This window comes from Chromobacterium fluminis (genome assembly GCF_011602385.1).
GTDB classification, from domain to species: Bacteria; Pseudomonadota; Gammaproteobacteria; order Burkholderiales; family Chromobacteriaceae; genus Chromobacterium; species Chromobacterium fluminis.
In genome coordinates this window covers 1-21,836 of record NZ_JAAOMA010000063.1, presented here as the reverse complement: position 1 = coordinate 21,836, position 21,836 = coordinate 1, and the positions used below count along the sequence as shown (strand labels likewise).

Annotated in this window: 18 protein-coding genes, 3 tRNA genes and 1 pseudogene; 18 read left to right on the top strand and 4 right to left on the bottom strand. The window is 60.6% G+C overall.

Features of this window, described 5'->3' with window-relative positions; genetic code table 11:
- Positions 1 to 207, bottom strand: a pseudogene (locus HA052_RS25160) (SPOR domain-containing protein); the annotation flags it as partial.
- Positions 208 to 344: 137 nt separating this feature from the next.
- Here HA052_RS25160 and ndk point away from each other — a divergent pair.
- The 17 genes from ndk to HA052_RS25075 all read left to right on the top strand — a co-directional run bounded on the left by ndk (position 345) and on the right by HA052_RS25075 (position 18,413).
- Entirely contained in the window at positions 345 to 770 is a 426-nt protein-coding gene (gene ndk, locus HA052_RS25155; RefSeq protein WP_081547382.1) for a nucleoside-diphosphate kinase, read from the top strand.
- A gap of 98 nt (positions 771 to 868) precedes the next feature.
- Positions 869 to 1,963: a dual-specificity RNA methyltransferase RlmN gene (gene rlmN, locus HA052_RS25150; protein ID WP_166454118.1), complete on the top strand. Its 1,095-nt coding sequence runs from the start codon at positions 869 to 871 to the stop codon at positions 1,961 to 1,963.
- Positions 1,960 to 2,703, top strand: coding sequence for a type IV pilus biogenesis/stability protein PilW (gene pilW, locus HA052_RS25145; RefSeq protein ID WP_346774588.1), 744 nt, complete (start codon positions 1,960 to 1,962; stop codon positions 2,701 to 2,703). The genes rlmN and pilW overlap by 4 nt, the downstream gene beginning before the upstream one ends.
- A gap of 2 nt (positions 2,704 to 2,705) precedes the next feature.
- Positions 2,706 to 3,638, top strand: a complete 933-nt coding sequence (locus HA052_RS25140) for a RodZ domain-containing protein (RefSeq protein WP_166454117.1) — start codon at positions 2,706 to 2,708, stop codon at positions 3,636 to 3,638.
- Positions 3,639 to 3,651: 13 nt separating this feature from the next.
- A complete protein-coding gene (gene ispG / locus HA052_RS25135) occupies positions 3,652 to 4,935 on the top strand; it encodes a flavodoxin-dependent (E)-4-hydroxy-3-methylbut-2-enyl-diphosphate synthase (protein ID WP_166454116.1) in 1,284 nt (427 codons plus the stop codon).
- Between the two features lie 56 nt (positions 4,936 to 4,991).
- On the top strand, positions 4,992 to 6,263 hold the full coding sequence (gene hisS / locus HA052_RS25130) for a histidine--tRNA ligase (RefSeq protein ID WP_166454115.1): 1,272 nt from the start codon (positions 4,992 to 4,994) through the stop codon (positions 6,261 to 6,263).
- A 14-nt stretch (positions 6,264 to 6,277) separates the two neighbouring features.
- The gene (locus tag HA052_RS25125) at positions 6,278 to 6,907 is read left to right on the top strand and encodes a YfgM family protein (protein ID WP_081547392.1); all 630 of its coding nucleotides are present in this window, start codon (positions 6,278 to 6,280) and stop codon (positions 6,905 to 6,907) included.
- A gap of 4 nt (positions 6,908 to 6,911) precedes the next feature.
- Positions 6,912 to 8,051: an outer membrane protein assembly factor BamB gene (gene bamB, locus HA052_RS25120; protein ID WP_081547394.1), complete on the top strand. Its 1,140-nt coding sequence runs from the start codon at positions 6,912 to 6,914 to the stop codon at positions 8,049 to 8,051.
- Between the two features lie 13 nt (positions 8,052 to 8,064).
- A complete protein-coding gene (gene der / locus HA052_RS25115; RefSeq protein WP_081547396.1) occupies positions 8,065 to 9,489 on the top strand; it encodes a ribosome biogenesis GTPase Der in 1,425 nt (474 codons plus the stop codon).
- An 89-nt stretch (positions 9,490 to 9,578) separates the two neighbouring features.
- Positions 9,579 to 9,836, top strand: a complete 258-nt coding sequence (gene hfq, locus HA052_RS25110) for an RNA chaperone Hfq (RefSeq protein WP_039756760.1) — start codon at positions 9,579 to 9,581, stop codon at positions 9,834 to 9,836.
- Between the two features lie 97 nt (positions 9,837 to 9,933).
- A complete protein-coding gene (gene hflX, locus HA052_RS25105) occupies positions 9,934 to 11,064 on the top strand; it encodes a ribosome rescue GTPase HflX (protein WP_166454114.1) in 1,131 nt (376 codons plus the stop codon).
- Entirely contained in the window at positions 11,051 to 12,265 is a 1,215-nt protein-coding gene (hflK, locus tag HA052_RS25100; protein ID WP_166454113.1) for an FtsH protease activity modulator HflK, read from the top strand. The genes hflX and hflK overlap by 14 nt, the downstream gene beginning before the upstream one ends.
- Before the next feature lie 3 nt (positions 12,266 to 12,268).
- Positions 12,269 to 13,150, top strand: a complete 882-nt coding sequence (gene hflC / locus HA052_RS25095) for a protease modulator HflC (protein WP_081547400.1) — start codon at positions 12,269 to 12,271, stop codon at positions 13,148 to 13,150.
- A 126-nt stretch (positions 13,151 to 13,276) separates the two neighbouring features.
- Positions 13,277 to 14,428, top strand: coding sequence for an ATP phosphoribosyltransferase regulatory subunit (locus HA052_RS25090; protein WP_166454112.1), 1,152 nt, complete (start codon positions 13,277 to 13,279; stop codon positions 14,426 to 14,428).
- A gap of 33 nt (positions 14,429 to 14,461) precedes the next feature.
- Positions 14,462 to 15,757 (top strand): adenylosuccinate synthase, encoded by a 1,296-nt coding sequence (locus tag HA052_RS25085; RefSeq protein ID WP_166454111.1) that lies wholly within the window; start codon positions 14,462 to 14,464, stop codon positions 15,755 to 15,757.
- A gap of 102 nt (positions 15,758 to 15,859) precedes the next feature.
- Positions 15,860 to 16,909: an oxidoreductase gene (locus HA052_RS25080; RefSeq protein WP_166454110.1), complete on the top strand. Its 1,050-nt coding sequence runs from the start codon at positions 15,860 to 15,862 to the stop codon at positions 16,907 to 16,909.
- Between the two features lie 154 nt (positions 16,910 to 17,063).
- Positions 17,064 to 18,413, top strand: coding sequence for an MFS transporter (locus tag HA052_RS25075; RefSeq protein WP_346774589.1), 1,350 nt, complete (start codon positions 17,064 to 17,066; stop codon positions 18,411 to 18,413).
- A 47-nt stretch (positions 18,414 to 18,460) separates the two neighbouring features.
- Here HA052_RS25075 and HA052_RS25070 read toward each other — a convergent pair.
- The 3 genes from HA052_RS25070 to HA052_RS25060 form a co-directional block, all read right to left on the bottom strand.
- A tRNA-Leu gene (locus HA052_RS25070) sits at positions 18,461 to 18,547 on the bottom strand.
- A 64-nt stretch (positions 18,548 to 18,611) separates the two neighbouring features.
- Positions 18,612 to 18,698, bottom strand: a tRNA-Leu gene (locus HA052_RS25065).
- Between the two features lie 55 nt (positions 18,699 to 18,753).
- Positions 18,754 to 18,840: transfer RNA gene (locus tag HA052_RS25060), tRNA-Leu, on the bottom strand.
- Positions 18,841 to 18,913: 73 nt separating this feature from the next.
- Here HA052_RS25060 and rnr point away from each other — a divergent pair.
- Complete coding sequence (gene rnr, locus HA052_RS25055; RefSeq protein ID WP_166454119.1) at positions 18,914 to 21,529, top strand: ribonuclease R; 2,616 nt, start codon at positions 18,914 to 18,916, stop codon at positions 21,527 to 21,529.
- The last annotated feature ends 307 nt before the right edge of the window (positions 21,530 to 21,836 follow it).

Here is a 21,836-nt window from a genome sequence, read left to right as displayed (position 1 = left end):
GCAGGGCTTGATGATCTTGCCGGAGCTGGGGCTCTGGCTGCTGGCGGTCATTTCCACCTTGGGTTTATTGAAGCTGTCGGACAGCGGAATGGCGGCCAGCGCCACGGCGACCAGGCCGCCGGCGATCATCAACCGCTTTTTCAGCTTGCTGTTGAGCTCGGCCTCGCCGCCGGTCTTGTCGGGGTCTTGTTGATTTTGTTCGCGCATGGTCCGTTGAGACTGAGAAATGTGCAGCACATGGTTGAAAACACTGCTAAAATATCGGGTTCGTCAAAATTGGGTAACCCGAGTGGCTGCATAATACTCAAGTTTAGCCACTTGTCTTGATGTTTGGGAGAATTTATATGGCAATTGAACGCACCTTGTCCATCGTTAAGCCGGACGCCGTTGGTAAAAACGTCATCGGCAAAATCTACGATCGTTTCGAATCCGCTGGCCTGAAAATCGTGGCCGCCAAGATGAAGCAACTGTCCCGCGCCGAAGCCGAAGGCTTCTACGCCGTGCACAAAGAACGTCCGTTCTTCAAGGACCTCGTTGATTTCATGGTGTCCGGCCCGGTGATGATCCAGGCGCTGCAAGGCGAAAACGCCGTGCTGAAAAACCGCGAACTGATGGGCGCGACCGATCCGAAGAAGGCTGAAGCCGGCACCATCCGCGCCGATTTCGCCGACTCCATCGACGCCAACGCCGTTCATGGTTCCGACAGCGTGGAAAACGCCGCGATCGAAGTGGCTTATTTCTTTGCTGCATCCGAGATCAGCGCCCGCTAATCTCATAGTACTCCGTTGTTTGCGGAGCCTGTCCTCATGGACGGGCTCCGTCGAAAAGGCGGTCGTCCACACCGCCTTTGCTTTATCCCGAGGAATGCATGAAAACCAACCTGCTCGACTTCAATCTGGACCAGCTGACCCGGCATTTCGCCGAAATGGGCGAGAAGCCGTTTCGCGCCAAGCAAGTGATGCGCTGGATACACCAGATGGCGGAAGCCGACTTCGACGCGATGACAGACTTGGCCAAAAGCTTGCGCGCCAAGCTGCATGAACGCGCCGAAGTGAAGGTTCCCTCGCTGATGACCGGGCAGGCGTCCAGTGATGGCACCCGCAAGTGGCTGCTCGACGTCGGCACCGGCAACGGCGTCGAAACCGTCTTCATCCCCGAGGATGAGCGCGGCACCTTGTGCGTGTCATCCCAAGTGGGCTGCGCGCTGGAGTGCACTTTTTGCTCCACCGGCCGGCAGGGATTCAATCGCAATCTGTCCACCGCGGAGATCATTGGTCAGCTGTGGTGGGCCAATAAGGCGATGGGCGTGACGCCCAAGAACGAGCGAGTCGTGTCCAATGTGGTGATGATGGGCATGGGCGAGCCGCTGGCCAACTTCGACAACGTGGTCAGCGCGATGCAAATCATGCTGGACGATCATGGCTACGGCCTGTCCCGCAGGCGAGTGACCTTGTCCACTTCCGGCCTGGTGCCGCAGATGGACCGGCTGCGCGAAGAGTGCCCCGTGGCGCTGGCGGTGTCGCTGCACGCGCCCAACGACGCCATTCGCGACGTGATTGTGCCTATAAACAAGAAATACCCGCTGGCGCAGTTGATGGCGGCCTGTCAGCGCTATCTGGAAAAGGCGCCGCGCGACTTCATCACTTTCGAGTACGTGATGCTTGACGGTGTCAACGATAGACCGGAACATGCTCGCCAACTGCTGGAACTGGTGCGGGACGTGCCGTGCAAGTTCAATCTGATACCGTTCAATCCGTTCCCGAACTCGGGTTATGAGCGTTCCAGCAACAATGCGATTCGCGCGTTCCGCGAAATTCTGCAGGAACGCGGTTACGTGGTGACGGTGCGGAAAACGCGCGGCGACGACATCGACGCCGCCTGTGGCCAGCTGGCAGGCCAAGTGATGGACAAAACCCGCCGTCAAGCCAAATGGATGCAGCTCGTAGAGGACAATAAGCAATGACGATACGGCAAATGGGGTTGATGGCCTGTTTAGGGATGGCTGTGAGTTCAACCGCATTTGCCGCCGATGCCGAAACGTCGCGCGAGTTGGCGACGATACGCAGCCAGCTGGCGATAGAATACGCCAAGATCGGCAATTACAAAGTGGCGCTCGAAACGGCGGATCAGGCCGTAGCCGCGGATCCGGCCTATGTCCCGGCCTATGTATCCCGCGCCTATGTTTTGACCCAGTTGCGCGAGGACGGACCCGCCGAAGCCAATTACCGCAAAGCCCTGCAACTGGATCCAAGCAACCCGGAGGCGAACAATAATTACGGTTTGTTTCTGTGCGATCGAAACCGGCTGCAGGATTCTTTGTCCTATTTTCAGAAAGCGCTGGCCAACCCGCTGTATGATTCGCCTCAGACGGCTTATTTGAACCTGGGGCATTGCAGCGCCAAGGCCGGCAATCAAGAGCAGGCCAACGATTACTTGCTGGCGGCGTTGCGCGCCGCGCCTAATTTCGCGCCCGCGTTGCGGGAATTAGCACAGTTGCATCTTGGGCTGGGTAATGCCAAATTGGCTGCTTTCTATTTCGAACGGATAGGCAAGGGCGCGGCGCTGCAAGCCGACGACCTGTGGCTTGGCGTGCAGATTGGGCGCAAGAGCGGCAACAGAGTGCTGGAAAGCGAATGTTCCGCCGCGCTCAAGAACCGTTATCCGGATTCCAAAGAAACACAACTGCTGTTGAGTGGAAGCTGAGGATGGAGCAACAATTCGAACAACAGGGACAACCGACAGGTTCCAGCGTCGGCGCCCGGCTGAAAGCCGCCCGCGAGGCGGCAGGCATGGGCTTGGGGGAAGTCGCGGATAGGCTGAAACTGTCGATGCGGCAGCTGGAGGCGATAGAACGCGACGATTTCACAATCTTGCCGGGCGCGACCTTCGTGCGCGGCTTTGTCCGTAATTACGCCCGCTTTTTGCAGATTGACCCCGAACCGTTGATGCATGCGCTGGACAGGCAGTTTCCTTCCGCGGTCAACGACGTGGCCAATCTGGTGCGCGACGGCGCGCACGAGGCGCCCGGGCATTCCGGCGAGACGCCTGCGTCGGACGAGGGCGGATCTTCCGGCAAATGGATCGTAGGTTTGCTGGTGGTGGCGGCGCTGGGCGGAGGCGTCGCATGGCTGGCCAGCAACCACGGCGGCGACAGCCGGCCGACGGCAGACGCTTCTTCCGCCATCGCGACTGAGTTGTCTTCAGCGCCGATGGGCGAAGCCTCCGCTCCCGCCGCATTCTCCGCGGAGACGCCGGCCTCGGCGCCGGCAGCCGTCGTCGCGCCTTCTCCGGCCTCCGCGCCGCAGCCGGTCAAGACGGCTAGCGTGGCTAGCGCGCCGGTTCCGTTGGCGTCGCCGCTTGTCAAACCGCAGGCCAGCGCCGCCGTGGCGGCGGCCGCCAGCGGCAAGCTGGTGTTGACGGTCAAGGAGGCGGAAGCCTGGGTGTCGGTGGTGGACGCCACTGGCAAGAAGCTGGTGTTCCAGACCTTGCAGCCGGGTAGCACCCAGGAAGCGGTCGGTACGCCGCCGTTCAAACTGGTGATCGGCAACGCCTCGCAAGTGGCGGTGAATTTCAATGGCCAAGCGGTGGACCTCACGGACAAGATCCGCGGCACCACGGCAAAGCTGGAACTCAAGTAATTCAAGGTAGCGAATGGATAGCGTGAACATCGCGCGACGCCCCACCCTGCAGGCTAGGGTGGGGCATGTCATTGTAGGATCGGACGCTCCGGTGGTGGTGCAGTCCATGACCAACACCGACACCGCGGACGCGGCGGCCACGGTGCGGCAAGTGCTGGAGCTGGCGGAAGCCGGCTCGGAGCTGGTGCGCATCACCGTCAACTCGCCGGAGGCGGCGGCCAAGGTGGCGGAAATCCGCCAACGGCTGGACGATGCCGGCTGTGCCGTTCCCTTGGTCGGCGATTTCCATTTCAACGGCGACCGCTTGCTGAAGGAATATCCCGATTGCGCGCGCGCGCTGGCCAAATACCGGATCAATCCGGGCAATGTGGGCAAGGGCGCCAAGGGCGACGATAAGTTCGCCTTCATGATCCGCACCGCCATCGAATACGGCAAGCCGGTGCGCATCGGCGTCAACTGGGGCAGCCTGGATCAGGCTTTGCTGGCCAGAATGATGGACGCCAACAACCGCGTCGACCAGCCGCTGCCCTTGGAGCGGCTAATGCGCGAAGCGCTGATCGTTTCCGCGCTGGAGTCCGCCGACAAGGCGATGGAACTGGGGCTGCCGGCCGAGCAGATCCTGCTGTCCTGCAAGGTCAGCAATGTGCAGGACCTGATTACCGTGTACCGCGACCTGGGCAGTCGCTGCAACTTCCCCTTGCATCTGGGGCTGACCGAGGCTGGCATGGGCTCCAAGGGCATCGTCGCCTCCAGCGCCGCGCTGGCGATCTTGCTGCAGCAAGGCATAGGCGACACCATCCGCATCTCGCTGACGCCGCAGCCGGGCGAGGCGCGCACCAAGGAAGTGGTGGTGGCGCAGGAGTTGCTGCAAACCATGGGCCTGCGCAGCTTCACCCCGCTGGTGACCGCTTGTCCGGGCTGCGGCCGCACCACCAGCACCTTCTTCCAGGAGCTGGCGGATCAGATTCAGACGTATCTGCGCACGCAGATGCCGGTATGGCGTTTGCAATACCCGGGCGTGGAAGACATGAAGGTGGCGGTGATGGGCTGCGTGGTCAACGGCCCGGGGGAGAGCAAGCTGGCCGATATCGGCATCTCGCTGCCCGGCACCGGCGAAGTGCCGGTGGCGCCGGTTTACGTCGACGGTCAAAAGGATGTTACCCTCAAGGGCGACAACATCGCCTCCGAGTTCACGGACTTGGTTGATCGCTATGTGCAAAGCCGTTACGGCGAAGGCGGCGCCAAGCGTCGCGAGGGCGGAAGCCGCACCATTCCGATTCGTCCGGTAGGCGTTTGAGCGCGTTTGGCGCAATGACCGGGCACTGATTCAAGCGATACACAAGAAAACAAGCAATGGCTCAAAAATATCAAGCGGTCAAAGGCATGAATGATGTGCTGCCGGCCGAGTCCTACCAGTGGGAGTTCTTTGAAGGCAAGCTGCGCGAACTGCTGGCTGACTACGGCTATCAGAATATCCGCACCCCCATCGTCGAAACCACGCCGCTGTTCGTCCGCGCCATCGGCGAAGTCACCGACGTGGTGGAGAAGGAGATGTACACCTTCATCGACAGCCTGAACGGCGACAGCCTGACGCTGCGCCCCGAAGGCACCGCCGGCACCCTGCGCGCGGTGGTCGAGCACAACCTTCTGTACAATGCCACCCAGAAACTGTGGTACATGGGGCCGATGTTCCGCCATGAGCGTCCGCAGAAGGGCCGCTATCGTCAGTTCCACCAGATGGGCGTGGAAGCGCTGGGCTTCGCCGGTCCGGATATCGACGCCGAAATCATCGCGATGACCGCCGATTTGTGGCGTCGTCTGGACCTGTCCCAGTATGTGCGCCTGGAAATCAATTCGTTGGGCAACCAGGAGGAACGCGCCGCGCATCGCCAGGCGCTGATCGCCTATCTGGAACAGCACGTGGACATTCTGGACGAAGACGGCAAGCGTCGCATGTACAGCAACCCCTTGCGCGTGCTTGACACCAAGAACCCTGCCCTGCAGCGGATGGCTGACGAGGCGCCCAAGCTGTCCGACTACCTGGGCGAAGCGTCCCTCGCGCATTACGAAGGCTGGAAGGCGATGATCCGCGAACTGGGCGTCGACTTCGTGGAAAACCCGCGACTGGTGCGTGGTTTGGATTACTACAACCAGTCGGTGTTTGAATGGGTGACCAACGAGCTGGGCGCGCAAGGCACGATTTGCGCCGGCGGCCGCTATGACGGCCTGATCGAACAACTGGGCGGCAAGCCCGCCGCAGGCATTGGTTTCGGCATGGGTCTGGAGCGCGTGGTGCTGTTGTTGCAGGACAAGCAATTGCTGCCGGCGCAACGCAGCGTCGACATTTATCTGGTGAACCAAGGCGAAGGCGCGGCGCTGTACGCGATGAAGCTGGCGCAAAGCCTGCGCGCCGCCGGCCTGTCGGTGGTGCAGCACTTGGGCGAAGGCAGTTTCAAGTCGCAAATGAAAAAAGCCGACGGCAGCGGCGCGCAGTTCGCCGTCATCGTCGGCGAAGATGAAATCAAGACGGGTCAGGCGGTGATCAAGGCGCTGCGCGCCGAGATGGACCAACAAACTGTGGCGGCGGAAGCGGTGGCCGCCACGCTGATCTCACTGAAAGCTTAAGGGAGAGGGGCGCAATGGCGTTCGACTTGCAGGAACAAGAACAGATTGATTCGATCAAGGCCTTCTGGCAGCAGTGGGGCAAGCTGATTGCCGGCGTGCTGGCGGCGTCCGCCATCGCCTATCTGGGCTTCAAGGGCTATCGCTATTACCAGGAGCAGCAGGCGCAAAAAGCCGCGGCCGCTTACGAGAACATCGACGCGGCGGTGGCCGCCAAGGACATCGCCAAGTTGAAGTCGGCGGTAACGCTGTTGCAGAACGACTTCGGCTCCTCGGCCTATGCCACGCGCGGTTCGCTGATTCTGGCCAAGGCCGCTTTCGACAAGAGCGACCTCGCGTTGGCCAAGAGCCAGCTGGAGTGGGTGCTGGCCAATGGCAAGGATGAATCGGTAGGCGCCATCGCCCGCCTGCGCCTGGCTTCCTTGTTGCTGGATCAGAAAACTTACGACGCGGCGATCGCCGAACTGAACAAGGAGCACCCGGCCGGTTTCGACGCGTTGTTTCTGGACTTGAAGGGCGATGTGCTGGTCGCCAAGGGCGACGCCGCCGCCGCGCGCGACGCCTATAAATCCGCTTTGGCCAAACTGGTGGGCGATTCGCCCAACCGCCAGTTCATCCAGACCAAACTTGACGCGCTGGGAGGCTGATCGCATGCGCCGCCAATTGTTGCTTACCGCTGTGCTGTCCTCCTCGCTGCTGGCCGGTTGCGCCAGCTGGTTTGAAGGCAATACCCAGTTCAAGCCTACCCCGCTCGCCGCGATCAAACCCCTGCAGGGCTTGGACGTCAAATGGACGGCGGCTCAGGCCGCGCCGGCGGCCGGCTTCTTGCCGGTATACGCCAACGGCCTGGTGGTGAGCGCCGACGCCGATGGCCGCGTGCGCAGCATCGACGCCCTCAGCGGCCGCGTCAGCGCGGACGTGGATCTGAAGCGCAAGCTGAGCGCCGGCGTCGCCGTGGCCGGCGATATGGTGCTGGTGGGCACCCAGGACGCCAAGTTGTTGGCGGTGGAGCGCGCCAGCGGCAAAGTGCTGTGGCAACAGCCGCTGACCAGCTTGATGCTGGAGGCGCCGCAGGTGGCCGGCGACATGGTGCTGGTGCGCACCAACGACGCGCGCCTGACCGGTTTCTCCCTGAGCGACGGCGGCAAGCAACTGTGGTCCAGCGGCAATGTGCTGCCGCAGCTGACCGTGCGCAACAATGGTTCGATGCAGGCGGTGGGCAAGGAAGCGGTGATGGTGGGGCAGGCCGGTGGCCGCCTGGACATCATCAATCCGCAGACCGGCAACGCTTTGTGGCAGGGCGCGGTAGCCAACCCGCGCGGCGCCACCGAACTGGAACGGATGACCGACGTGACTTCGCGGCCGGTGTTCGACGCCGGCCAGGTGTGCGCGGTGGCCTATCAGGGACGAGTGGCCTGCTTTGAGGCGCGTTCCGGCAATCTGCTGTGGGCGCGTGAAATTTCGTCCAGCCGCGGCCTGGCCGTGGACGGACGCAATGTCTACGTGACCGCGGAAGACGGCTCCGTCTGGGCGTTTGATCGCGGCACCGGCCGCAATATTTGGAAAACCGACGACCTGAAATATCGGGACGTCACCGGCCCCGCTCTGTTGGGCCGCTTCGTGTTGGTAGGAGATGGCGAAGGTTACGCCCATCTGCTATCCAATGAGAGCGGCAGCATCGTGGGCCGAGTCAAGGTCGGGTCCGCCCTGGCCAATCAACCGGTGTCGCTGGGTTCGTCCGCCTTGATGCAAGGCAAGGACGGTCGTCTGGCAATGCTGACTTTGGGATAATAAAGCAGTACTCATGAAACCTACCGTAGCTCTGGTCGGCCGCCCCAATGTGGGCAAGTCGACCTTATTTAACCGGCTGACCCGCAGCCGCGACGCCCTGGTCGCCGACCAGCCCGGCCTGACGCGTGATCGCCACTATGGCCATGGCCGCGTGGGCGAGAAGCCGTATCTGGTGGTCGATACCGGCGGTTTCGAGCCGGTGGTGGACGAAGGCATCTTGTTTGAAATGGCCAAGCAGACGTTGCAGGCCGTGGACGAAGCCGATGCCGTGGTGTTCCTGGTGGATGGCCGAAACGGCCTGACCCCGCAAGACAAAATCATCGCCAACCGTCTGCGCCAGCTGCAGCGTCCGGTCTTCCTCGCCGTTAATAAGGCGGAAGGGATGCGCCACGCTATCGCCGGTGCCGAATTCCACGAGCTCGCGCTGGGCGAGCCGTTGGTGATTTCCGCCGCTCATGGCGACGGCGTGCGCGAATTGATGGAACTGGTGTTGGCGGACTTCCCCGAAGAAGTGGAAGAAGAAGCCTCGCGCCATCCCAAGTTCGCGGTGATCGGCCGGCCCAATGTCGGCAAGTCCACTCTGGTCAACGCCATCTTGGGCGAAGAGCGCGTTATCGCCTTCGATCAGGCCGGCACCACTCGCGACAGCATATATATTGATTTTGAGCGAGATGGCCATACCTACACCATTATTGACACCGCGGGCGTGCGTCGTCGGGCCAAGGTCAGCGAGATGCTGGAGAAGTTCTCGGTGATCAAGACCATGAAGGCGATCGAAGACGCCAACGTGGCGGTGCTGGTGCTGGACGCCCAACTGGATATCTCCGAGCAGGACGCCACCATCGCCGGTTTTGCGTTGGAAGCGGGCCGGGCGCTGGTAGTGGCGGTGAATAAATGGGACAACCTGGATGGGGAGCAAAAGGAAACAGTGCGCCGCGAGATCGCGCGCAAGCTGAACTTCCTGGATTTTGCAAAGTTCCATTACATCTCCGCCATTGAAGGCCGCGGCGTGGCAGACTTGTTCAAGTCCATCGACGAGGCGTACAGGGCGGCCATGGCCAAACTGGCCACGCCAAAGCTGACTCGAGTGCTGCAAGTGGCGCTGGAACGTCAGCAGCCTCCGCGCTCGGGCCTGATTCGCCCGAAGATGCGCTATGCGCACCAGGGGGGGCAGAACCCGCCCATTATTGTTGTGCACGGCAATGCGCTGGATGCGGTGCCGAACAGTTATACCCGCTATCTGGAACACACTTTCCGGAAAGTGTTCAAGCTGCAGGGCACGCCGTTGCGCGTGCAGTACAAGTCTTCGGAAAATCCGTTCGACACCGACGACGGCAAGGAGAAGTCCCGGGCCAAGCCCAAGCCGATGTCCAAGATGCGCGGACGCGAGAAAGAAGTGCGTTACGGCAAGAACGGCAAGGGCAGCAGTAAAAAATAGTACGCCGGGATGTTTTCTGCTAATAATAAGCAGACAACCGGGCTGTAAGGTTCAGTTAATACAACAATCAACGATTCGGAGAATAACGAATGAGCTCTAAAGGGCAAATGTTACAAGACCCGTTCCTGAACATCCTGCGTAAGGAACATGTGCCGGTGTCCATCTACCTGGTGAACGGCATTAAACTTCAGGGTCAGGTAGAATCCTTTGACCAGTACGTGGTGCTGTTGAAAAACACGGTGACCCAAATGGTGTACAAACACGCCATTTCCACCGTCGTACCCGCCCGTCCGGTCAATCTTCCCCATGAACACCCGGTGCAAAAGCAGGAGCAGCAAGACGCCTAAAGCGTTGCTGTGCTTGTGACCGGGCCGATCGGCCGCGCCAATCTGGCGCGGCTTGTCGGCCTTTTATCTTTTGCGCCTCAACTATGGTTTCCGAATAGTGTTTGATCGTCCCGACTTAGGCGACCAGGCGGTTCTGGTCTGTCTGGATTTTGGAGATGCCGATTACCAGGAAAATATCGCCGAGTGCGCCGAGCTGGTCAAGAGCGCCGGCGTCGAGGTGATGGGCGTGGTGCAAGGCAAGCGGCAGCGCCCGGACGCCGCGCTGTTCGCGGGCAAGGGCAAGGTCGAGGAAATCGGCCTGCTGGTGCGCGCCACCGACGCCAATGTCGTGATATTCAACCATGCTTTGGCGCCTGGTCAGGAACGCAATCTGGAGCGGGCACTGCAGTGCCGCGTTATCGACCGCAACAGCCTGATTCTGGATATTTTCGCGCAGCGCGCGCGCAGCCATGAGGGCAAGCTGCAAGTCGAACTGGCTCAGCTGTCGCATATGTCCACCCGCCTGGTGCGAGGCTGGACCCACTTGGAGCGGCAGAAGGGCGGCATAGGCTTGCGCGGCCCCGGCGAAACCCAGCTTGAAACCGACCGTCGTTTGCTGGGCATCCGCGTCAAGGCGCTGAAAGAGCGCCTGGCTCAAGTGCAAAAACAACGCAATACCCAGCGCAAGGGACGCGGGCGAGCTGGTATTGCCTCGGTGTCCATCGTCGGCTACACCAATGCTGGCAAGTCCACCTTGTTCAACGCGCTGACCAAAGCGCGCATCTACGCGGCGGACCAATTGTTCGCCACGCTGGACACCACCAGCCGCAAGCTGTTTCTCAATCACCAGACATCCATCGTGATTTCCGATACGGTGGGCTTTATTCGCGATCTGCCGCACACTCTGGTGGCCGCGTTCCGCGCCACCCTGGAGGAAACCGTGCGTGCGGACCTTTTGTTGCATGTAGTGGATGGCTCCAGCGATATGCGCGATGTGCAGATCGAGGAGGTCAACAAGGTGTTGGCCGAAATCGGCGCGGACGGTATTCCGCAGCTGCTGGTCTGGAACAAATGCGATCTGCGCGAGATGGAGCCGGAGGTCGAGCACGACGCGGCGGGCCGTCCGGTTTCGGTGCGGGTTTCGGCCCTGACCGGCGCCGGCCTGGAACTCTTGCGCGCGGCGGTTGCCGAATGCGTGCATCCTTCTCAAAACAACCATAAAGACTATTACGAGCATGTCGCAGAATGACCCTAACCGAGGCCGTCGAGGCAATGAAGGGCCGCCGGACCTCGATGAAGTATTCCGCAACCTAAATCAGAAGCTGTCGCGGCTGCTGGGCGCCAAAGGCAGTGGTGCAGGGGGCAGTCCCGCGTCCGGCATCAAACCGCCGTTCAAGGGCGGCGCCATCGCCGTGGTGGGCGTATTGGCGGCCTTGTGGCTGGCCAGCGGTTTCTACGTGGTGGATGCGCGCGAGCAAGGCGTGGTGCTGCGCCTGGGCAGCTTCAACCGGGTGACCGAGCCGGGCCTGCAATGGCACGCGCCGTTCCCGATTGAAAAGGTGGAGATCGTCAACCTGACCGAAGTGCGCAGCGTGGAAGTGGGCTACCGCAACACCGCCCAGACGCGAGTGGCGGAAGAGTCGCTGATGCTGACTTCGGACCAGAACATCATCGACGTCCAGCTGTCGGTGCAATACGACATCAAGGACGCGCGCGCCTTCCTGTTCAACAACGCCTCGCGCGAGCGGGACGCCAAGGACATCGTCAAGCAGGCGACCGAAACCGCGATTCGCGAAGTGGTGGGCCGCAACAAGGTCGACTTCGTGTTGAACGAAGGGCGGACGCAGATCGCGGTGGAAACCCAGAAACTGATTCAGGAAGTGCTGGATCGTTATTCGCTGGGCGTGCGCATCGCCAAGGTCAACATCAACGCGGTGCAGCCGCCCGAGCAAGTGCTGGCAGCCTTCGACGACGCGGTGAAGGCCGGTCAGGACAAGGACAAGCTGCGCAACGAAGGCCTGGCTTACGCCAACGAGGTGCTGCCCAAGGCCCAGGGTCTGGCAGCGCGCCTGCAGCAGGAGGCAGAAGCCTACGAGCAGAAAGTCGTCTCCCGCGCGGAAGGCGACGCATCGCGCTTCAAGCAAGTGTTGTCTGAATACAACAAAGCACCCAAAGTCATGCGCGATCGCCTGTATCTGGACATGATGCAGCAGATCATGAGCAGCACCACCAAGGTGGTGGTGGACCAGAAGGGCGGCAACAATCTCTTGTACCTGCCTTTGGACAAGCTGATCCAGCAGAGCAATCCGGGCGCTTCCGGCGCGGCGGCGCCCGCCGCCAGCGCGGTTCCGCAGCAGGCGGAGTCGGCTGCGCCGGCCGCTCAGGCCGGCAATGCCAAAGGGGGGCGGGACGTGACCCGCGGGCGTGATTTTTTTGGGGCGGAGCGATAAGCAATGGATAGACTGATTCCGACTGTAGTTGCCATAGCCGGTGTGCTATTTGTTGCCAGCCTGTCGCTGTTCACCGTGGATCAGCGCCAATACGCGCTGGTTTTCCAGTTTGGCGAAGTGGTGCGCATCATCAAGGAGCCGGGCATTCAGTTCAAGGTGCCGCTGCTGCAGAATGTGCGTTACTTCGATCGCCGCGTGCAGACCATCGACGCCGAGGCGCCGGAACTGTTCAACACCCGCGAGAAAAAGAACGTGTTGGTGGACAGCTTCGTCAAATGGCGTGTGGTGGACGTTGAGCAGTTCTACAAGAGTGTGGGTTCCGAGGCCGCCGCTGTGGCGCGTTTGAAACAGACGATCAATGACGGGTTGCGCGCGGAATTCGGCCAAAAGATGGTTGCCGACGTCATTTCCGGCAAGCGCGATCAGGTGATGGATACGGTTCGCAAGCGCGCGGACGCGGATGCGCGTAAAATAGGCGTACAAATTCTCGACGTGCGCTTAAAACGAGTCGATTTTCCGGATAAAATAAGCAGTTCGGTCTTCGATCGCATGCAGTCCGAGCGCCGCACCGTCGCCAGCCAGTTGCGCAGCGAGGGCGCCGCGGACGCGGAACGCATCCGCGCCGAAGCGGACAAGCAGCGCGAGGTGGTGCTGGCCGAAGCGTATCGTCAGGCTCAGGAGCTGAAGGGCAAGGGCGACGCGAAGGCGGCGGCGATTTACGCCGAGGCTTACGGCAAGAACCCGGACTTCTACGCTTTCTGGCGCAGCATGGACGCGTACAAGGAGTCGTTCAAGAACAAGAGCGACGTCCTAGTGCTGGAGCCGAGCAGCGAGTTCTTCAAGTACTTCAAGAACCCGCAGTCGGGAGCGGCCAAGGCCAAGTAAGCGGCCAAGGCTGGCGGAAGACGCCGCGCAAGACAATCGAGTATGGAACACTGGCCGGGGCGACCTGGCCAGTTTGCTGATAACAAGGCGGGACGCTTCCCGCCTTTTATTCTGTTGAAAAGAATCATGCGTAATTGGCTGTTACCGGAATACATCGCGGATGTTCTGCCTGCCACCGCGCGCCAGGTGGAGTCCGCCAAGGCGGCGATGCTGGAAGGCTTTCGCGTGGCGGGCTACGAGTTGGTGCTGCCGCCGCTGATCGAGTACATCGATTCGCTGATCAGCGAGGAAGACGCTTCGCTCGAGCTCAAGACCTTCAAGCTGGACGATCAGTTGTCCGGCCGGCAAATGGGCTTGCGCGCCGACATCACGCCGCAAGTGTCGCGCATAGACGCGCACTTGCTCGGCGAGCGTACCGGCGTGACCCGGCTGTGCTACGCCGGCAGCGTGGTGCATACCCGACCGGATGGTCTGGCGGGATCGCGCGAGCCGCTGCAAGTGGGGGCGGAGTTGTACGGCTACGCCGGCGTCGAGGCCGACCTGGAAATCATCGAATTGATGCTGGGCACCTTGGAGCGCGCCGGCGTGTCCGGCCTGCGGCTGGACATCGGCCATATGGCGATTTACCGCGGCATTGCCGCCGCCGCCGGTTTGTCGGGAGAGATCAGTCGGGCGCTGTTTGCCAAGCTGCAGAGCAAGGATGTGGCCAGCATTCGCGAGTTGGTCCGCGATGTCGCCGAGCCGTACCGCAGCGCTTTTCTGGCTTTGCCGGAATTGTACGGTCCGATCGAGGAGTTGGACCGGGCGCGTTCCCGTCTGCCGTCCTTGCCCGAGGTGGAGCTTGGCCTGATGCAGCTGTCCGCTGTGGCCAAGGCGCTGAAGGGCAGGGTGGCCCTGAGCTTCGACCTGACCGAACTGCGCGGCACGCAGTATCACAACGGCCTGCTGTTCGCCGCCTATGCTGAGGGCTGGGCCGAGGAACTGGCGCGCGGAGGCCGCTACGACAATGTGGGCCGTCGTTTCGGCCGTGCCCGACCGGCAACCGGCTTCAGCCTGGATTTGCGCGACCTGATCCGCATCCTGCCGGAGCAAGGTTCGGTCAGGGGCATTCGCTTGGCCGCCAAGCACTGGCCGCAGGCGCGGGCTGAAGTGGCCCGCCTGCGCGCAGCGGGCGAAATGGTGGTGATTGATTATCTGGGCGAGTCCGCCCAGGCCTTGAATTGCGATCGCGAGCTGACTTTGGATGGCTCGGATTGGCATGTGGTTTCATTTAACTGATTTTTGAATCTGACTGAAGAAGAGGTTTTTCCAATGTCCAAGAACGTTGTCGTGATCGGTACCCAGTGGGGTGATGAAGGCAAGGGCAAGATCGTTGACTGGCTGACCGACCACGCGCGTGCCGTGGTTCGCTTCCAGGGCGGTCACAACGCGGGCCACACTCTGGTGGTGGGCGGCAAGAAAACCGTGCTGCGCCTGATTCCGTCCGGCATTCTGCGCGACGATGTCGAGTGCTTCATCGGCAATGGCGTGGTGTTGTCTCCGGAAGCCTTGCTCAAAGAGATCGACGAGCTGGAAACCGCCGGCGTGAACGTCGCCGCCCGCCTGAAGATTTCCGAAGGCTGCCCGCTGATCCTGCCCTACCACGTGGCTTTGGATCAGGCTCGCGAAGCGGCCAAGGGTGCCGGCAAGATTGGCACGACCGGCCGCGGCATCGGCCCCTGCTACGAAGACAAAGTGGCGCGACGCGCCTTGAAGGTGATCGACCTGTTCGACACCGCCCGCTTCGCCGAGAAGCTGAAGGAAAACGTCGAATACTACAACTTCATGTTGACCAAGCTATTCCAGGCTGAGCCGGTGAGCTTCGACGCCATCCTGGCCGACACCTTGAAACTGGCCGAGCGCATCAAGCCCATGGTGGCCGATGTATCCCGCACCCTGTACGACATGAACCAGGCGGGTATCCCGCTGCTGTTCGAAGGCGCGCAGGGCACCCTGCTGGACATCGACCACGGTACCTATCCGTACGTGACCTCGTCCAACTGCGTGGCCGGCGCTGCAGCGCCGGGCGCCGGCGTAGCTCCTCAAATGCTTAACTACGTGCTGGGCATCGTCAAGGGCTACACCACCCGCGTGGGTTCCGGTCCGTTCCCGACCGAGCAAGAGAACGATATCGGCATGTTCCTGGCCAAGCGCGGCAACGAATTCGGTTCGGTAACCGGCCGTCCGCGTCGCTGCGGCTGGTTCGACGCCGCCGCACTCAAGCGTTCTATCCAGATCAATGGCGTGTCAGGCCTGTGCGTGACCAAGCTGGATGTGATGGATGGCCTGGAAGAGATCAAACTGTGCGTGGGTTACACTCTGGACGGTGAAAAGGTGGATATTCTGCCGTTTGGTTCCGACGCGGTCAGCAAGTGCGTACCGGTGTACGAAACCATGCCCGGCTGGAGCGAAAGCACTTTCGGCACCAAGCGCTGGGAAGACCTGCCGGCCAATGCCCAGGCCTACCTGACTCGTATCGCCGAAGTGTGCGGCGCGCCGGTGGACATTATCTCTACCGGTCCGGACCGCGAAGAAACCATCGTGATGCGTCATCCCTTCGGTCTGTAAGTCCGATTTGACTCATCGCCGGAAACCCGCCTGCCAGGCGGGTTTTTTCATGTCCGCGGCGGGCGTAGACTGTTTGGATTCTGGTTACCGAAAGCAAAACACATGCAGCCATTGAATGTCGCCTTGGTGGGCTACGGCTACGCCGGCAAGACTTTTCACGCGCCCTTGATCTCCGCTACGCCCGAATTGAAGCTGGCCGCCGTGGTCAGCAGCCGGCCGGACGAGGTGCGGGTGGATTGGCCGCAGGTGTCGGTGCTGGCTGCTTTGGAGCAGACTTTGCTTGATCCTGCCATCGATATGCTCGTTATCGCCAGCCCCAACCAATTGCATTATCCGCAGGCGCGCGCGGGTTTGATGGCAGGCAAGCATGTGGTGGTGGACAAGCCGTTCACCGTGACGCAGGCGGAGGCGCGGGAGCTGTGCTTGATGGCCGAGCGGCCGGGCAGCCCGCTGTTGTCGGTGTTTCACAATCGGCGCTGGGACGCTGATTTCCTGGCGCTCAAGGCGCTGTTGGCCAGCGGCGAGCTGGGAGCGCTCAGCCATTTCGAGTCCCATTTCGACCGTTATCGGCCGCAGGTCCGCGCGCGTTGGCGCGAGCGGGACCAACCGGGAGCGGGGCTGTGGTACGACCTGGGGCCGCACTTGCTCGATCAGGCCTTGCAGTTGCTGGGCTGGCCGCAGACGATTTATGCGAACTTGTTCAAACAAAGGGCCGGTGCGCAGGCGACAGACTACTTTCATGTACAGTTGGGCTATGCGGAGCATCAGGCGGTGCTGCACGGCTCCTGCTTGGTCAGCGGCGGCACCCCGCGCTTTAGTTTGCACGGCACGCTCGCCAGTTACGTCAAATTCGGCCTGGACAGCCAGGAGGACTATTTGAAGCGTGGCGGCCGCCCTGGCGAAACGGGTTGGGGCGTGGACCTTGAGCCGGGCATCTTGTTCCGTCAGCGGGACGACGGAGAAATGCGGGAGTCCCGTTCGTCGCCCTTGGGTGATTATCGTGATTTCTACCGTGGGGTGGCTCGCGCCGCGCAAGGTCTGGGGTCTAATCCGGTGACGGCTAGGGAAGCGTGGCGGGTGATGACCTTGCTGGAGCAGGGAGAGCAGAGCGCGCGGGAGGGGCGGCGTCTGTTTTGCCTCCCGGTGGCTTGAGAGCGCTTGCGGGGCTCGCTTTACGTTTCGACATCATTTGCGCCGCCCGGTCTCGTTGTCCCGGCGATGGCCGGTGCTACACTGACGTTTCCATTCCTGAAATTTTATCGTCATGCAGCTTAAGCTCGCCGCTGGCATGGTGACCCCGTTGATCGTGGCCACCGCCTTGTTCATGGAGAACATGGACGCCACAGTGATATCCACCTCTTTGCCGGCTATCGCGCGCGACCTGTTGGTGGAGCCGATTGGCTTGAAGTTGGCGCTGACGTCTTACTTGGTCAGTTTGGCCGTGTTTATCCCCATCAGCGGCTGGATGGCGGACCGTTTTGGCTCACGGCGTATTTTCCGCGCAGCCATTGTCGTCTTTGTATCGGGATCCGTGTTGTGTGCGCTTAGCAATACATTGGGCGGCTTTGTGCTGGCGCGTTTTGTGCAAGGTATCGGTGGCGCGATGATGGTACCGGTGGGGCGCTTGGTGATTTTGCGCACCACGTCGAAAGCGGATCTGGTGCGGGCGCTCAGTTATTTGACGGTTCCCGCTTTGCTGGGGCCGGTCATTGGACCGCCCTTGGGCGGTTTTATCAGTACCTATCTGCATTGGCGCTGGATATTCTTGATCAATATCCCTATTGGCGTGCTGGGCTGGGTGCTCGCCAAGCGCCACATCGAAGACTTGAAGAACGAACAAGTACCGCCGCTGGACTGGTTGGGCTTTGCTTTGAGCGGCGTCGGCCTGTCCTTGTTGATGCTGGGTCTGGCTTCCGAGGGCAGGCATTTGGTCTCGGCGCAATGGTCCGTCGTGCTGGCGGCGACAGGCATGGGCTTGCTGTGGCTTTATCTGCTGCATTACCGTCGCACAGCTCATCCCTTGTTGGATTTGTCCTTGTTGCGCTTGCCGACTTTTCATGCCGGCGTGGTGGGCGGCTTCGTGTTCAGGGTGGGCATCGGCGCCACGCCCTTCTTGTTGCCGCTGATGTTGCAACTGGGCCTGGGTCTCAATCCTTTTGTCTCCGGTTTGCTGACCTGTTCTACCGCGGTGGGTGCCATTTTCATGAAGACGCTGGTGATGCGCATATTGCGGCGTTACGGTTTCCGCAGGGTATTGATGGTTAATAGCATGTTGGCGGGCCTTTCCATCGCGGCGTACGCATTGTTCTACGAGGCTCCGAGCTATGTCTGGATGTTGTTGGTTTTCGTATTAGGCGGTTGTCTCCGTTCTTTGCAGTTCACCAGCTTGAACGCGATTTCTTTTGCCGAGGTTGAGTCGGGAAGCATGAGCCATGCCACCAGTCTTTCAGGGGTGGCGCAGCAACTGGCTGCGGGTTGCGGGGTGACGGCGGGGGCTTTTGTTGTCCAGGGAGTGAGCGGGCTGCAGGGGCATGCAGCCTTGACCGTGGTCGATTTCGCCTGGGCTTTCGCTATTATGGGCGCCTTGACCATGTTGTCCGGCCTGATGTTCGCCACGCTGGATCCGCGAGCCGGGGAAGAGTTGGCCTCGCGCTGAGGGGGAAATGCAAAACCCCCGTTGATTATAAATCAACGGGGGTTTATTGGTGCCCAAGAGAAGACTCGAACTTCCACACCCTTGCGGGCGCTAGGACCTGAACCTAGTGCGTCTACCAATTCCGCCACCTGGGCATAATACTTAAATTGTTTTACTACTGGACTACGATATAAACATCATCGGAGTCGTTTAAACTGTTGGTGCCCAAGAGAAGACTCGAACTTCCACACCCTTGCGGGCGCTAGGACCTGAACCTAGTGCGTCTACCAATTCCGCCACCTGGGCCAACCAGATTGTTACTATACAGAGCGAACATCACGATTACAATAGAGTAAGTCAGTGGTGCCCAAGAGAAGACTCGAACTTCCACACCCTTGCGGGCGCTAGGACCTGAACCTAGTGCGTCTACCAATTCCGCCACCTGGGCTTCGCTTTGCTGTATTATTTCGCTGCATCTCTGCAACGAGATGCGAATTATAGACATATTCTTGAGGGTGTCAATGGCTAGAACACAAAAAAAACAAAAGACCCTGTCCCTCCGCGAACAGGACCCCTTCCTGGAACGGGAAAAACTTAAATATTCCAATCCTTTGCCGAGCCGAGAGTTCGTTTTAAAAATTTTGGCCGAGCAGGGGGTGCCGCTATTTCCTGATGAATTGGCGCGCATGTTGTCGATTGCGCGAGCCGAATCTATTTATTTCGAACGTCGCTTGCGGGCAATGGAGCGAGACGGCGAAGTCATCATCAATCGCAAAGGCGCAGTCTGCGTCGCTCAAAAACTGGACCTGATCAAGTGTAAAGTGTCCGGTCACCGCGACGGCTACGGTTTTGCCATCCCGGATGAAGGCGAAGGTCAGGGCGGAGATATTTTTCTGCCCGAGCGGGAAATGAAAAAAGTGATGCATGGCGATCGGGTGATGGTCCGTCCGTCCGGCGTCGATCGCCGAGGTCGGCAGGAAGGCAAGATCGTAGAGGTGTTGGATCACGTGGTGACGCGGTTGGTCGGCCGCATCAACCGGGTCCGGGGCGTGTGGGTGGTGACGGCGGAAGACCGCCGCATTAATCACGACATTCTGATTGAGCCGGGTGGAGAGGCGGGTGCCAAGGACGGCCAGGTAGTCATGGTGGAAATCCTTCAGCACCCGGATGCCTACCGTCAGCCTGTTGGCCAAGTCGTGGAAGTGCTGGGTAACTACGCCGATCCCGGCATGGAAATCGAGATCGCGCTGCGCAAGCACGATCTGCCTCATCAATTCCCTGAAGCAACGCTGGCCCAGGCAAAGGCGACGCCGAAAAAGGTGCGCAAGAAAGACTGGACCAAGGATCGAGTCGACCTGCGCGATCTGCCCTTGGTGACGATAGACGGCGAAACCGCACGCGATTTCGATGACGCCGTGTATGCAGAGAAGCAGGGCAAGGGCTTCCGTTTGATCGTGGCGATTGCCGACGTCAGTTTTTATGTAGAGCCGGGCGATGCGTTGGATCAGGAGGCGCTTAACCGTGGTACTTCGGTCTACTTTCCGCGCCGAGTCATTCCGATGCTGCCGGAGGCCTTGTCCAACGGCATCTGTTCGCTGAATCCGGACGTGGAGCGGATGTGCATGGTCTGCGATATGCAGATCAACGCCAAGGGTGTGGTCAAGCGCTATCAGTTCTATCCAGCGGTGATGCTGTCCAAGGCGAGGCTGACCTATAACCAGGTTTGGGAGTGGATTCAGAAGGGAAGCGATAGCCCGGTGTTGCCGCAGATCCAGACCCTATACTCTTTGTTCAAGGTGTTGCTTGCGGCGCGCAGCCAGCGTGGGGCGATCGAGTTCGACTCTGTGGAAACCCAGATGATCTTCAACGACGCGGGCAAGATCGAACGCATCGTGCCGGTAGTGCGCAACGATGCACATCGCCTGATTGAAGAGTGCATGCTGGCGGCCAATGTTTGTGCCGCTGATTTCCTGGAGAAGAACGGGCACAAAGCCTTGTATCGGGTACATGAGGGACCGACTGAAGAGAAACTGGAGAATCTGCGCAACTACCTGCGTTTGGTCGGCTTGAGTTTGGGCGGCGGGGAAAAGCCCACGGCCAAGGACTACGCCAAACTGGCGGAACAAATTCATGGACGGCCCGATGCGCCGGTGTTGCAGACCATGTTGCTGCGTTCCATGCAGCAAGCGGTTTATACCCCGGACAATAACGGCCACTTCGGCTTGGCTTACGAGGCTTACGCGCACTTCACTTCACCGATTCGCCGTTACCCGGACTTGTTGGTGCACCGTTCGATCAAGGCGGTGCTCAAAGGCGGCAAATACAAGCCGGGCAAATGGGCGCAACTGGGCGTGCACTGCTCTATGACCGAGCGCCGGGCGGACGATGCCAGTCGCGACGTCGAGTCCTGGCTGAAAACCTACTATATGCGGGACAAGGTAGGCGAGATCTTCAAGGGCAAGATCTGCGCGGTGACCAGCTTCGGCGTATTCGTGTTGCTGGATGAGGTGTATGTCGAAGGCCTGGTGCATATCTCCGAACTGGGCAAGGACTACTTTCACTTCAAAAAGGACGTCCAGGCGATTGTCGGAGAGAAGAGCGGCATGCAATACCGCTTGGGCGATACGCTGACCGTGAAGGTGATGAGCGCCAATCTGGAAAGCGCTCAAGTCGACTTCGCTCTGGTCAAAGAAGGCGACCTGCAAACCGCCAGGCCAGTGCCCGCGCGCAGCGCCGGCGCGCGCCAGGGCGGTTCGCGCCGGGCTGCCGAGCCTAAGCCTGTAGAGGCAAAACCGCCGGCATTGCCAGCGGCGCCCAAGGGGCGAAGCAGAGGGGGGGCTCAATCGCCGGTGTCGAAGCCTGCGGTCAACAAGCCTGTGGCGAGTCCGTCTGCTGCGAGCAAGCCAGCAGCCAGCAAGCCAGTAGCAAGCAAGGCGGCGGCTCCAAAAACTGTTAGTGCTGCGCCTGCGGCTGCCAAGCCGGCGCCTACGGCAGCGACGCCTGCGTCCGAGGCTGGCGCGCCTCCAGCGGGCCAATCGCTTGCCGGCAAGCCGCCGGTGGGCGAGGCGTCTCCCGCCCCGCGTCAACGCAGGCCGGCGGCGCGCAGGAGCAATAGTAAGCGCCGTAGCGAGGACTGATCTCCCCAGAGCACTTCTATATAAACGGGTATACCAAGCCATGACGGGCCGGCGTTTCGCCGGCCCGTTTTTCATGGTTCGGCGGGGCGGTTGAGGTGTGTCGGTAAATACCCCTTTCGGATATTGCTTGCCGCATCAAGGGTTTGCCCTGTGAGGCCCGCTTTTGTTGAGGTTTTTGTCGCAAAAGGTGTTGACGGGTTAGGGGTCGTGACGTATAGTTCGCCTCCTCAGCAGACAACGCAGCGGCGGAAACGAAACGCAGCGATCTGCACCGCTCTTTAACAAAACGAATAACCGATAGGTGTAA